This is a genomic window from Streptococcus acidominimus (assembly GCF_001921825.1).
GTDB lineage: Bacteria > Bacillota > Bacilli > Lactobacillales > Streptococcaceae > Streptococcus > Streptococcus acidominimus.
Map to the genome: position 1 here is coordinate 1 of NZ_MSJL01000010.1, position 14557 is coordinate 14557.

The 14557-nt window shown below is 43.1% G+C and carries 7 protein-coding genes, 1 tRNA gene and 2 pseudogenes; 2 read left to right on the top strand and 8 right to left on the bottom strand.

The window, feature by feature from the left end; all coding sequences use genetic code 11:
* Both BU200_RS11655 and BU200_RS11660 read left to right on the top strand, forming a co-directional pair.
* Positions 1-2654, top strand: a pseudogene (locus BU200_RS11655) (hypothetical protein); the annotation flags it as partial.
* A gap of 1623 nt (positions 2655-4277) precedes the next feature.
* Positions 4278-4781 (top strand): hypothetical protein, encoded by a 504-nt coding sequence (locus tag BU200_RS11660; RefSeq protein ID WP_115265070.1) that lies wholly within the window; start codon positions 4278-4280, stop codon positions 4779-4781.
* 29 nt (positions 4782-4810) lie between these two features.
* On the opposite strand, the pseudogene BU200_RS11665 reads toward BU200_RS11660, so the two are convergent.
* The 8 genes and pseudogenes from BU200_RS11665 to BU200_RS03270 form a co-directional block, all read right to left on the bottom strand.
* Positions 4811-5038: pseudogene (locus tag BU200_RS11665) on the bottom strand (accessory Sec-dependent serine-rich glycoprotein adhesin); the annotation flags it as partial.
* A 301-nt stretch (positions 5039-5339) separates the two neighbouring features.
* Positions 5340-6218, bottom strand: coding sequence for a glycosyltransferase family 2 protein (locus BU200_RS03240; RefSeq protein WP_075098800.1), 879 nt, complete (start codon positions 6216-6218; stop codon positions 5340-5342).
* A gap of 1 nt (position 6219) precedes the next feature.
* On the bottom strand, positions 6220-7965 hold the full coding sequence (locus BU200_RS03245) for an SP_1767 family glycosyltransferase (RefSeq protein WP_244912658.1): 1746 nt from the start codon (positions 7963-7965) through the stop codon (positions 6220-6222).
* The gene (locus tag BU200_RS03250) at positions 7958-8944 is read right to left on the bottom strand and encodes a sugar transferase (RefSeq protein ID WP_075098836.1); all 987 of its coding nucleotides are present in this window, start codon (positions 8942-8944) and stop codon (positions 7958-7960) included. Before BU200_RS03250 ends, BU200_RS03245 begins: the two co-directional genes overlap by 8 nt.
* A 1-nt stretch (position 8945) precedes the next feature.
* A complete protein-coding gene (locus BU200_RS03255; protein ID WP_075098802.1) occupies positions 8946-9821 on the bottom strand; it encodes a glycosyltransferase family 2 protein in 876 nt (291 codons plus the stop codon).
* Positions 9822-10443: 622 nt separating this feature from the next.
* Positions 10444-12201 (bottom strand): ABC transporter ATP-binding protein, encoded by a 1758-nt coding sequence (locus tag BU200_RS03260; protein WP_075098803.1) that lies wholly within the window; start codon positions 12199-12201, stop codon positions 10444-10446.
* On the bottom strand, positions 12198-13928 hold the full coding sequence (locus BU200_RS03265) for an ABC transporter ATP-binding protein (protein WP_075098804.1): 1731 nt from the start codon (positions 13926-13928) through the stop codon (positions 12198-12200). The genes BU200_RS03260 and BU200_RS03265 overlap by 4 nt, the downstream gene beginning before the upstream one ends.
* A 472-nt stretch (positions 13929-14400) precedes the next feature.
* A tRNA-Thr gene (locus BU200_RS03270) sits at positions 14401-14473 on the bottom strand.
* Between the last annotated feature and the right edge of the window lie 84 nt (positions 14474-14557).

Genomic DNA, 14557 nt, shown 5'->3' on the forward strand with positions numbered 1-14557 from the left:
TGGATTCAGACACTGATTCAGAAACGGACTCACTGATGGATTCAGATACAGATTCAGAAACGGACTCACTTACCGATTCAGAGATAGATTCTGATACGGATTCACTTACCGATTCAGAGATAGATTCTGACACTGATTCGCTCACTGATTCAGAGATGGATTCACTTACTGACTCGCTTACGGATTCAGAGATAGATTCTGATACGGATTCACTTACCGATTCAGAGATAGATTCTGATACGGATTCGCTCACTGATTCAGAGATAGATTCACTTACTGACTCACTCACTGATTCAGAGATAGATTCAGAAACGGACTCACTGATGGATTCAGACACTGATTCAGAAACGGACTCACTTACCGATTCAGAGATGGATTCTGATACTGACTCGCTAACCGATTCAGAGATAGATTCTGATACGGATTCACTGATGGATTCAGACACTGATTCAGAAACGGACTCACTGATGGATTCAGAGACAGATTCAGAAACGGACTCACTGATGGATTCAGATACAGATTCGCTTACTGATTCACTTACCGATTCAGAGATAGATTCTGACACTGACTCGCTCACTGATTCAGAAATGGATTCACTTACTGACTCGCTAACGGATTCAGAAATGGATTCACTTACTGACTCGCTAACGGATTCAGAGATAGATTCTGATACAGATTCGCTCACTGATTCAGAGATGGATTCACTTACTGACTCGCTTACGGATTCAGAGATAGATTCTGACACTGACTCACTCACTGATTCAGAGATAGATTCAGAAACGGACTCACTGATGGATTCAGAGATAGATTCTGACACTGACTCGCTCACTGATTCAGAGATGGATTCACTTACTGACTCGCTGACGGATTCAGAGATAGATTCTGATACTGATTCGCTCACTGATTCAGAGATGGATTCACTTACTGACTCGCTGACGGATTCAGAGATAGATTCTGATACTGATTCAGACACTGATTCTGATACGGACTCACTTACCGATTCAGAGATAGATTCACTTACTGATTCAGAGATAGATTCTGATACGGATTCACTTACCGATTCAGAGATAGATTCTGATACGGATTCACTGATGGATTCAGACACTGATTCTGATACTGATTCGCTCACTGATTCAGAGATAGATTCAGAAACGGACTCACTGATGGATTCAGAGATAGATTCTGATACAGATTCGCTCACTGATTCAGAGATGGATTCACTTACTGACTCACTGATTGATTCAGACACTGATTCAGAAACGGACTCACTAATTGATTCTGATACAGATTCAGAAACGGACTCACTTACCGATTCAGAGATAGATTCACTTACTGATTCGCTCACTGATTCAGAGATAGATTCACTTACTGACTCACTTACTGATTCAGAGATAGATTCTGATACTGATTCACTGATTGATTCTGATACTGATTCAGAAACGGACTCACTGATGGATTCTGATACAGATTCAGAAATGGACTCACTGATGGATTCAGACACTGATTCTGATACGGACTCACTTACCGATTCAGAGATAGATTCACTTACTGACTCACTTACTGATTCAGAGATAGATTCTGATACGGATTCGCTCACTGATTCAGAGATAGATTCTGACACTGATTCGCTCACTGATTCAGAGATAGATTCACTTACTGACTCACTAATTGATTCAGATACTGATTCTGATACGGACTCGCTCACTGATTCAGATACAGATTCAGAAACGGACTCACTGATTGATTCAGATACAGATTCGCTTACTGATTCACTTACCGATTCAGAGATAGATTCTGACACTGACTCGCTCACTGATTCAGAGATGGATTCTGATACGGATTCGCTCACTGATTCAGAGATGGATTCTGATACTGACTCACTTACTGATTCAGAGATAGATTCACTTACTGACTCGCTCACTGATTCAGAAATAGATTCAGACACTGACTCGCTAACCGATTCAGAGATAGATTCTGATACGGATTCACTGATGGATTCAGAGATGGATTCACTTACTGACTCGCTGACGGATTCAGAGATAGATTCTGATACAGATTCGCTCACTGATTCAGAGATGGATTCTGACACTGATTCAGACACTGATTCTGATACGGACTCACTTACCGATTCAGAGATAGATTCTGATACAGATTCAGAAACGGACTCACTTACCGATTCAGAGATAGATTCACTTACTGACTCGCTGATTGATTCAGACACTGATTCTGATACGGATTCGCTCACTGATTCAGAGATAGATTCACTTACTGACTCACTGATGGATTCAGATACAGATTCAGAAACGGACTCACTTACCGATTCAGAGATAGATTCTGATACAGATTCGCTCACTGATTCAGAAATGGATTCACTTACTGACTCGCTCACTGATTCAGAAACTGATTCAGATACGGACTCACTTACCGATTCAGAGATAGATTCTGATACGGATTCACTTACCGATTCAGAGATAGATTCTGACACTGACTCGCTCACTGATTCACTAATTGATTCAGAGACAGATTCGCTGACTGACTCGCTTACTGATTCAGAGATAGATTCAGAAACGGACTCGCTCACTGATTCAGATACTGATTCACTAATAGAAGTTGATAGTGAAGCTGATTTTGAAGCCGATTCACTCACCGATTGAGAAACTGACTTAGAGACCGAAGTACTCTTAGAAGCAGACGTACTCAATGATTGAGATTTAGAGACCGAAGTACTCTTAGAAGCAGATGTACTCAATGATTGAGATTTAGAGACCGAAGTACTCTTAGAAGCAGACGTACTCAATGATTGAGATTTAGAGACCGAAGTACTCTTAGAAGCAGACGTACTCAATGATTGAGATTTAGAGACCGAAGTACTCTTAGAAGCAGACGTACTCAATGATTGAGATTTAGAGATTGAAGTACTCTTAGAAGCAGATGTACTCAATGATTGAGATTTAGAGACCGAAGTACTCTTAGAAGCAGATGTACTCAATGATTGAGATTTAGAGACCGAAGTACTCTTAGAAGCAGACGTACTCAATGATTGAGATTTAGAGATTGAAGTACTCTTAGAAGCAGATGTACTCAATGATTGAGATTTAGAGATTGAAGTACTCTCAGAAGCAGATGTACTCAATGATTGAGAGTCAGAAACTGACTTAGAGATCGAAGCACTCTTAGAAGCAGACGTACTCAATGATTGAGAGTTAGAAACTGACTGAGAAGCAGATATACTCTTCGATTGGGATTGAGAAACAGATTCCTTCATAGAATCTGATGCTGAGATAGACCTTGACTCAGAAGCACTGAGCGATTCAGCAACATCTCTATTCACTCCTTGAACATAATACCCACTGACTGCTGTACCATGACCGTTTGACACGATATACTTAGAACCAGATGGACGATGTCCATTTGCCTGCCTACCATCCTCATAACCACTTGGATAACTTTGATTGGAGGCCGTGTTGGCAAATAGTCGCAAGCGAATATTCGACAATTCACTCAGCGAACCGGTATAAGATGTCGTAAAGGAAATGCGATGTGTCCCTAAAGATTGTGTACCCGTCGTATAGTACTGTGTACCAGTGACGCCACTTACTGTTGAAGAACGACCTGCCGAAGTTCTTGCCCCATTGATTGTGATATTTGTAGGAGTTCCCAATCCTCCAGAGGTTCCAATATAGGCTCCTATATAGCCAGGGTTGTAGTTCTTTTTCGTTGTCGCATTCCCGTTTCTTAGAAAGCTATTGTCATAATCAGCAGTCCATGTAATCGTTTTGGTCACAGTGTCATAGACACCACGTAGATTACTGATTAGCTGTGAAACGTTATTATTTAGGAAATACCCCCAAGAAGAAATACCCTTTGAAAGGTCTTTAAATTCTAATGTGATTTTTGTACCATTAACTGTCGCCCTAAATCCTCTGCCCATCAACCCTAATTCTTCAAAGGTCTTTCCGTGTTCAGCTGAATGTGGCATAATCGAGGTCAATCGGATACGTTTCGAACCGTCACTAGCTGTTGTCTCAGCATAGGTCAAACCATTACTTGTAGTAATGTAGTCTCCAGTTCTTGTTCCAGACGCCATTACCTTTTCAGAAACTCGTTTCTGAACGGCACTATCTGTTGCTACGATGACACTTTGCATCAAGTTCAATTGTTCTAATGAAGGATCAGAACTACTGATAACCCCTTGAGCTTGGAGTAAGAGAGCATATGCCGCCACCAAATCCGACATTTCCAAACTCTCTGCCGTGTTCAACGTTTGCTTTAAATTATTGATTGCTACTGTTAGGTTTGCAACAGCTGATTCCTTTGTTACCGGGATCTCTGCCATACTTGCATTCTTTTCAGTCTTCTCATCAGCTTTTGGAATAACAGATGCTTCTATTTCTTTAGAAGCATCTGACTCACTTGTTGCTGAACTACTTGTTAGTTCACTAGCTGATACAGATTCACTAAGTGAACCTGAGGTAGACTCAGACAGAGATTCACTGGCTGAAGCAGACTCACTTTGCGAATCTGAAACTGACTCGGAGAGAGATTCTGATACGGATTCAGAAATAGATTCTGACACAGACTCACTCGCAAAAGTTGAAGCTGATTCACTCGTTGATTGTGACAGCGACTCCGAATCTTTTTCCGATTGCTGTTCCTGTTCTTCTGCTGCTTTGTCAGCAGCTTCATCTACGGTGGCTGAAGGGCTAGTTAAGGCAACTTCGTCTGCTCCTACCACGGTAGATGTCGTTGTTTCAGTAGCAATCACCACTTCCTCTGCATAAACATCATCCGTCAAACTGACGCCACCTGCTATCGCTCCCAGAGCTGCCGCTCCTTTTAAAATAGTTGTTGCTGAGATGTTGTCGAGAGACAAATCATCTACTTTAACTGTCTTTTCAACTGAACCACCGCGTATCAAGCGAATTAATCCAATCTGAGACATCACAGTACGAACCCAGTGCTTCCCAGACTTGTGTAGCTTGACACGCGTCTTACGGGACGACTCGCCGTAACCGTCTTTGTTGAATTTACTACTCATGAAAACTTCCTTTTATGTGGATATTTATTTTTGGCACAAAACGTGCATTCTATATTATATCATCCCCCCCCCCCCGAAAATTCAAGTAATTTATTCTATAATTTCCATATTTTTCTACTATTTTTTATATAATTTTCTCTGTTTTTTATATATTCTCGGAAATAGACGCCTAATTTTATGGAATATTTCTGAAAATCACTCTATTTTGAATAGCAAAAAAACCTCAAAAATATAGAGATTGCTATCTTTTTGAGGTTATTCTTGGGTTATCAGCCTCTTTCTCATTTCTTTCTGATAACCATTATTTCTGCCATTTTTCTAAAATCTGAAGTTTTTGCAGGCATTTTTGATACTCTTGTACCTTCCCTGCTTGGAGGAAACTCTCTTTATGTAAGTTCAGGCGCCAGCGGTAAGCGCGCAATTCTGCTCCAATATCAATCCCCAAGATCGAAAGGATGGTCACGCGCTCTTCAATACTTTTCAGAGGAAAAACAGCCGCCATATCGACCGTCTTTGTCACGCTCGTCGAACGTTTCCGGTGGTAATAAAGGCTTGTATGAGAATAAACAATCCGATCTGCCATCAAATAGACTTTCCAAGTCGTTAAATCATCTTCAACTTTTTCATCTTCTGGATAGACGATATTGTCAAAAAGGGCTGCCTTGTACAATTTGCACCAAGGAACTGTAAAACACTGGCTAAAGGCAGATTTGCCCTCGTACTGCATCTGAAACCATTCTTCGGGACGATAGACTTTTTGGAAATAGTCATCCGCTGTCAAGTGAAAACGAAAGACCTGCTTTTCTTCATCAAACTCGGTAAAGTTGGCAATGGCAATATCGCTGTCCGTCTCTTTTAAAGACTGGTATAGACGCTCGATATGATCTGGCTCCAGCCAGTCATCATTGTCCACAAACAAAACGTAATCACCGGTAATAAGGGGTAGGGCGGTATTCCTTGCAGCACCCACACCACTACCACCTAATTTCTTATGGACAAGGCGAACGCGGGAATCCATCTTGCGATAGGCTTCGCAGAGGCTGGCAGATTCATCTGTCGAGCCATCATTGATCAGCAGGATTTCCAAATCTTGATAGGTCTGCCCCACAATACTCTCTAAACAGGTTTTCAAATAAGGTCCGGCATTAAAAACAGGGACAATCACTGTGACTTTTTCCACCCTAGTCCTCCTTTTGGTGCTGTTCAATCAAGTCTAATTTGGTCGTTAATTCTTGATAGAGGCCAATTTGACCAGCCCGTAAGCTATCTGCCTGGCACTTTTTCAAGCGTTTGATATAAGAATCAATATGCTCTCGCACATCATATCCCAGTGTCACTAGAAGGGCAAGGCGCTCTTCGGCATTGCTAATCATACTGCGAATATCATCCAGCATCCCATTTCGCGACAAGCCCTCACTGCGCTGTGAATAATAGTAGGAACCTTGGTTGATAAAGGCAATCTTCCTTGCTTTCAAGTACACTTTATAGATCGTAGCATCATCTTCGCGCAAGCGTCCAACCGGAAAGCTAATCCCATCAAAGAGTTCTCGCTTGAAGAGCTTCAGAGGCGAAAAAGTGAAGGTTAGATACAGATTGTTTTTGGCTGTATTTTCCTGATTTAGCCATTCTTCTACGGTATAGGTCTGTTCAAAATACATTTCTTTTGTAATGGAAAATAGGAAACTTTGCCGGTCTTCATTGAAAGAGTTAAAGTTACAAATCGAAATATCGGCATGATTCTTTACCAGCGCTGTATGCAGATTGTCTAGGTAGTAGTCTTCCACAAAATCATCAGAATCAACGAAAGTGATATAACGTCCCTGCGCTAACTCAATCCCACGGTTTCGTGCCGCTGAGGGACCTGCATTTTCCTGATGAATGACCCGAATCCGCTTGTCCTTTTTAGCGTACTCCTCACAGATCTCTGCACTGCTATCTGTCGAACCGTCGTTAATCAGTAACAGCTCAAAGTCTGTATAGGTCTGCCTCAACAAGGAATCCAGACACCGCTTTAAATAGCGCTCCACATTGTAAACAGGTACAATGATACTAATCGTTTCAAACTCTGACATCATCTGCTCCTCTTCTTTTGCCCAGTCAACTCCTACTGTTGCCACAATTTGCTGCGCATATACATCATCTTGTACCAGTTCAATTCCTTCATCCCGATTGAACTCCGCCGTGTGCTTATGATGCAGTTTCACTTTATGCGTTGCTTTCATCTGGTACCACTCATATTCCGAATCGATATGCCCCAGATCAATCGCCTGAAATCCACGCTTCATCAAATCATAGACCAAGACCTTTGCAGTCGGTCCCAACATCAGAATGACCAATCTATCCTCTGCATGCTCCAAGATACGCTCCATGATAGCGTCATAATGAGCAAAGGCATTTTTAGAAGGACAGATGATCCGAGAAAGAGAAACCGCATTCGCAAATAGGTCATTTCCCACGCCCGAGCGAGAAGTTTCTCCCTCGACCAATAGCACGTCACGTCCCTGCCACAAGTCCCGAATCGCTGCGAAATAGACATCCGCCAAGGACTTGTCCTGTAAATCAATATAGGGGCGCGACAGGAACGTTGAGCCGTACCAATCGGACTGGCACTCTTCTTGATAAAAATCCCTATATTTCTCAAAATGTGATTGCCAGAAAACCTGAGCATTCTGATTGTAGCGTTCAATCTTTTGAAAAACATCTGGCAAACAGACCAAGAGGTCCTCGCTACTCGGCAATTGCAAGATCACTTTCAAAGCCAATGCCAAGTTCTCATCATACTCTTGATAGGGAATACTCGACCCATTGATAATATCAATTTCACCATCACCAAACCGCGCGACCGAAGCCTGATGTTCTTTAATAAAGCGCAGACTCTCTAAAATGGGTAGAACCTGAATCTCTGATAATTCTCTTTTCTTACTCACACAACACCTCAAACACTGCATTTACTAATAATTTTCGCGTAAAGTAACCTTGACGAAGCAAGCGATTAAAGGAGCGAACCTTGGCAACAATCTGCTGGTACTCTCCCTCGCTCATCGCCTGAATCCTCGCCACGACCTCATCCAAGGAATCCACGACAAAGCCCAGCTTATTGTTTTCAATGATTTCCTGATTAGCAATCCCTCTCTGAACAAAGACAGGAATCCCCGCCGTCAAAAAGGTTCCTAATTTGTGCGGACAATACAATCGCTGATAGCCTTTATCATGATCATCCATCCAGACTAGCCCAAAGCCACCCTTGGACAATTCCAGCAAGAGCTGGTCATCCGGCATATAGGAATGGTAGACAACCTGCTTTGGCAAATCGCCTCCATTTCGAGCATATAGATGCAAGGGAATCTCATAGTCCCAGGCCTTCACAAAGCTGAACCGCTCCGCATCACCCGGAAAATGAATGGTTGGGAGAAAGGCTGCTGGAACAGAAGTGATACTCGTTGGATGATCCCACATCCCTTGAATAATCGTTTTTTCTACTGTTAAGCCATGCTCACGCAACTGGTCAATCATGGCTTGACTAGGAGCGACAATGAGGTCAGCTTGGTTGTAGTAGCGGATCGTCCGCTCCATCAAATAAAAATTTCCTGCAAACATCAAGGGCACCACATCATGAATAAAGAGGATGACTTTGACATTGTACATTTTTAATTTTTCCATGACTTTTTCGTCAAAAGCCGTCGTATTCCAGGTCGGTGTTTGGAAAATCACGACATCACCATGATGAAGCCCTGCCACAATCCCGTCTAAGCGCTTATTTAGCTCACTCGGACTATCAGCCGCCATTTGATAACAGTAAATTCCCAGCTCTCGATAGCCGAGAGTGTGGGCAATATCTGTTACCATATTTTGCGCAAAGGAGGCTGTGCCTGCTAGCCCGTTGATATTTGTAATATAAACTCTCATATCACTTCCCATATTTCTCTAACAATTTTAGACGGAACTCTAATTCCTTATATCGCTGGATATTGCCGGTCTTCAATTCCTTATCACGGTTTAATTGGGCACGCCACTTATAAGCTGCGACTTCCCGTGACACATCAAACCCAAGCAGGCTCAAGACTTCCAAGCGCTCTGCAACTGGCTGCGCTGAAAAAACAGTCGCAAGATCTGCTGTCTTTGTCATGCTGCCTGTATTGACACGATAGAGATAGCTGGAACGGTGCATATAGGCAATCTTGTCTGCCATCAGATAGGTTTTCCAAGTTGTCTTGTCATCTTCGCCAAATCCATCTGTCGGATAGTGGATGGTTTCAAACAGTGAGGTCTTATACAATTTGCACCAAGGAACCGTGAAGCAAAGGCTCAAATTATTCCCATGACCATACTGGAAAACAAACCATTCCTCTGGCGTATAGACCGCCTCATAGTAGTCATCATCTGTGATATGGAGATTATAGTGACCTGTATCCTCAACATATTGTGTAAAGTTGGCAATGGCAACGTCACTATTGGTTCGTGTGAGTAAGCCGTACAAATCCTCAATATGATTGGGATCCATCCAATCATCGCTATCGATAAAAGCCAGATAGTCTCCTGTCACCATGTCCAAGGCACTATTTCGAGCTGCCCCAATCCCCTCATTTTGCTTCTTATGAAGCACACGGATCCGACTATCCTGCGCCCGTAATTGCTCAATGAGCAAGGCTGTCCCATCTGTCGAGCCATCATTGATAATCAGTATCTCCAACTGGCTATATGTCTGCTTCATAATACTTTCCACACACATCTTGAGATACTTCTCTCCATTATATACAGGAACTACTACACTAATTTTTTCCATATTTCTACATTATTCCTTATATTATATTTGTAATACTCGTCAAAAATCAAAATCTGATGTCGTTAACTCACCTTGCTGAATAAAAAGCTCCAGTGGAGGTTTTTAGCCTGTTCCCTCTTTGGGACATAACTGTTTCAGCTTTAGCCAGTTCCAGATTTTGATTTTTATTGGGGAGTATAAGATACCCCTTCTACCCTATCCATCAGCAGCATAAAGCAGGGCTTATCTAAGCGAACCACTTATACTATATCATTAACTACCCCCACTTGCAATATCCAGCCCCTATTCGTTATCGTCACTAGACACCAAAATAGACAACGAAGCACTAGGGCTAGAGCAGTTGCAACTGCTTGAAGCGGGAACTAAATTTTCGTAAAAACAGGCTGGGGAGAGACTGGATGAAACGGGAAATGAAGAAAACGAAGTTTTCGGCAAAAGTTGGAGGTAGCACTGGAGTACAGCAAGACGAGTTAAGGAAGTAATAATACTCTATAAAAGTAAACTGAGCGACTATAAAATATAAACTAAAATACTAGACTAGCATTATAAGCTGAATGCTTCTATTAAAACAGTTCCTCTCTAAGAGAACCTAGATTCACAGCCAAATCTGTGAATGTAGTTCTTAGCTAACAGTATTATACCCTACTTTTTGCTGAATAGCATGCATTTGGGCGTAGATCCCTCCCAAGGCTATGAGTTCCTCATGATTGCCCCGTTCGACAATGCGCCCCTTATCAAGAACTAAGATCTGGTTTGCATTTTGAATCGTAGAAAGTCGGTGGGCAATGATAAGGGTTGTCCGCCCCTCTTTCACCACTTCCATGGCGTGCTGAATCATTTCCTCTGTCTCTGTATCAATATGCGAGGTCGCTTCATCCAAAATCAAAATCTTGGGATCAGAGTAAAGGGTACGGGCAAAGGCAATGAGCTGCCGCTCCCCACTTGAAAAGGAAGAACCTTTTTCAACAACAGGCTCATCAATCCCTCTCTCAAGTCGTTTCAGTAAATCCCTAGCTCCAACCTTTTCCAGAGAGTCCATAATCTTCTTACGATCCATGTCCTCCTCATTCATGCTGACATTTGTCGCAATCGTTCCCGTAAAGAGATAGGGATCCTGAAGGACAATGCCCATGTGGCTACGGACACTTTCACGGGCATAGTTTCTGATATTCTGCCCATCAATCGAGACAGAACCTGCTTGTGGATCATAGAAGCGATAGAGGAGGTTCATGATAGAAGTCTTACCTGATCCGGTATGTCCGACCAAGGCAATGGTTTCCCCTTTTTCAACCTCAAAGGAAATATCCTGTAAAATAGGCTTGCCTTCCTCGTAGGCAAATTGGACTTGGTCAAAGACGATACGACCTGCGCTCACCTCCAACTCCGCCTCGCTATCTTCTTCAACAGGCTCTTCCAACAGAGCCAACAAGCGTTTTCCTGTCTCTAAAGAACGGAGCATGTTGGGAAATTGTTGAACCAACCGTCCCACCGAATCAAAAACATCTGCAATATAGTTGACATAGACGAAGAGAACCCCTGCTGTCAACTGCCACTGACCTGCTAAAAATCGTTGACCAACAAGCGTCAAGACCAAGGTTATAACCAAGTATTTGAGAAACTCGGTCATGTTCCAGGTCGCGATAGACTGTGCCCAGATAATCCGATTTTCTGCCTGCCTCATCTTATTGGCAGTCTGGTCAAAATCCTGCATCACAGCCTCTTCCTGACCATAGAGCTGAATGAGGCTCGCTCCATTCATAGTTTCATTTACCTTAGTATTGATGTCACTTCTGGCATCATAAAAATCTTTCATGGGCTGGTCTGTCAAGCGTTTGTAAAAGACTTGCAGGACATAGAATGCTGGTAAGAGCGCAAGTAAAATCAAGCCTAGGGTCACATTCATGTAAAAGATAATCCCATAGGTAAAGACTAGACGCACTAGGTTATTAAAGATATAGACCAAGGTGGCATAAAACTGGTTGCGCAAGGTTTCCGTATCGTTGACAATCCGCGTGGCGATTTTCCCTGCTGGCTTATCATCAAAATAGGAAATTGGCAGGCGCTGCATCTGGTCATAGGCACGATTGCGCAAGGTTTCCGCAATCCGATTAGCACAGTGCATCAGCAGGCGTGTCGAGAGATAAAAGAAGACGCTACCCACGATATTCAAGCCCATGTAGACTGCTAACTGTAAGAGAAAATCTGCTCGATTAAAGGCTAGCCCCTTGCTTAGATCCGTCACCGATCCGTCTATGATTCGCTGCAAGAGGATTGGCGATAGGCGTACCAAAGTTGACCCAGCAAGATAGATGACAACGCCTAGAGCAAACAAGCCTTTGACGCGACGAATTTCTTTTAATAGAGTAACAATAACCCTCATTCTCCTCCTCCTTCCTGACTTTGTTGACGCTGGTATTGCTCATAGTACCAGCCTGCATTTGCTAGGAGCTGTGCGGGCGTTCCCTCTTCGATGATACGACCATCTTCTAAAACCAAGACCCAGTCCGCATGTTGCACTGCCGACAGACGGTGCGTCACGATAATGTTGGTCTTTCCCTCTCGCTCCCGCTGGATATTTTCAATAATCTGACGTTCGGTTCTGGCATCAACTGCCGATAGCGAATCGTCTAAGATCAGCAGGTCTGGATTTCGTAAGAAAGCACGAGCAATGGAAATCCGCTGCTTCTGCCCTCCTGAAATCGACACCCCTCGCTCCCCGATAAGGGTTTCTATCCCCTCTGACATCCGTTCCAAGTCCTTGGTAAAGTCCGCCGTCTCAATCGCTTGAACGATCTCATCCAACTGACTGCCTCCTTTACCAAGAGCGATATTTTCACGCACCGTTTTAGAAAATAGGACATGCTCCTGTGGTACATAACCTATCTTCTCTTCGATAGAAGAGCGCTTGATAGCAAGAACCGACTGCCCATTGATGGTAAAACGACCCTTACCGATAGGATATTGGCGCAAAAACTGACGAATCAAGGTGGTCTTTCCTGACCCTGTCTTTCCGACAATTCCGACTGTCTGACCTGCTTTCAAGACCCAAGAAATGCCAGTTAGACTATTGCGCTCTGCCTGTGGATACCGAAAATCGTAGTTGTCAAATGCGATCTCATGCAAGTCTCCCAGCAAGTCTGCACCATCTTCTTCCATCTCATCACCCGTCTCCACCAACTCCTGCAACTTGGCAAAAGAGGTCTTTCCTGTCTGATAGACTAGGATGAAGTCCGACAGCATCCAAAAAGGCTCTAGAAGCGACACTGTATAAAGTTGCAAGGCAATCACTTGCCCGAGCGTTATCTGACCATTCTCTAAGAAAATAGCTCCCATCCCTAAGACCGCCAGTGTTGCAAAGCCCAATAAAATCGTTGCCAAGGGATTATAGAGAGACTGCAGCGCCATAATATTATCCCCACCACGCGCCAGCTTATGGGTGCGCTCTTGGAACTTGCGCTTCTGCCGCTCTTTCTTGCTATAAGCCCTCGTGACACGAATCCCTTCGACCACTTCCAAAACCTCATCATTCAAGCCTGCCACTGCTTCCCGGTTAGCCTCAACTGCCTGATCTTGGCGTTGCCCAATCGCATAAATTGCCACCACCAAAAGCACCATTGGCACCAAGGCTACGAGGCTAATCTGCCAAGAGATGAGCAGCATGGTCGGAATAATAAAGGCAATCATGCCTCCTCCATAGACCACGATCATCAGACCGTAGCCTACCATGTCCATCAAACCTTCCACATCTGTTGAAAACCGCGTCATCACATCACCCGAGCGGAACTTTTCATAAAATGGCGTCCGCATAACGACCAGTTTTCGGAAAGAACTCTGCTGCATGTCAAACTTAAACTGCACCGACGACTGGAACAACTTCAAATGCCAAATATAGGCAGTAATATAGGTTAGAATGGTCACTCCTAACAGAATCAGCATATCCTGCATGAGACCAGCTGTGGTCAACGTTCCATGACCAATCTTGTCCACCAACCCCTGAATAATCTTTGTCGGTATCAACAGACAGACATCATAGACTATCAGGGTAACCGCAACCAGTAAGTACAGCCACTTATGCTGCCTTACATATCGAATAATCAGTCCTATCATTATCTCCTCCTTATAATCCTAAAAAGCATACAAAAAACCCGAGATAGAATAGCTCCATCTCGAGTCCCTCAAGTCCACAAAAAGACACTAAGGCTGATACTTAGAAAGGAGGCTATTCTGAAAAACATAACGAATCATTGTTACCTTGTTATTCATTGTTATTCTCCTTTCCCTGTTTCTATACATGTATCATTCTAACAGAATCTATACGGATGTCAAGGATTACTAGACTTTTTGGGAAATAATTTTGAAACACGAACTAGAAGCCCAAAAATCCGCAGGTTCTCTTATTCTATACCGCTATATGACGAGGTGATGGTGTTCTCATTTACATTTGAGTTTTGCGAGTATAAGAAATAGAACCATACTAAGAGACACTCCCTTTATCCCTATTAGCCAAAATAAACATTTAGGCAAATTGGGGACAGAAATATTAAAAACCCTTGCAGAACAAGGGCTTTCATGGTTAGTATGCTAGTTGCCGGGATTGAACCGGCGACCTCATCCTTACCATGGATGCGCTCTACCGACTGAGCTAAACCAGCGACACCATGATAGTATATCAGAGAATGAAGCATTTGTCAATCACTCTTTCAAAGTTTTTTGCCTATTTATAGACATTTTTTTGA

What these genes read in the sequence shown, in the direction of transcription:
- BU200_RS03255 (WP_075098802.1), bottom strand. Translation starts at nt 9,821, where the DNA reads ATGGAAAAAATTAGTGTAGTAGTTCCTGTATATAATGGAGAGAAGTAT.
- BU200_RS03265 (WP_075098804.1), bottom strand. Translation starts at nt 13,928, where the DNA reads ATGATAGGACTGATTATTCGATATGTAAGGCAGCATAAGTGGCTGTAC.
- BU200_RS03260 (WP_075098803.1), bottom strand. Translation starts at nt 12,201, where the DNA reads ATGAGGGTTATTGTTACTCTATTAAAAGAAATTCGTCGCGTCAAAGGC.
- BU200_RS03250 (WP_075098836.1), bottom strand. Translation starts at nt 8,944, where the DNA reads ATGAGAGTTTATATTACAAATATCAACGGGCTAGCAGGCACAGCCTCC.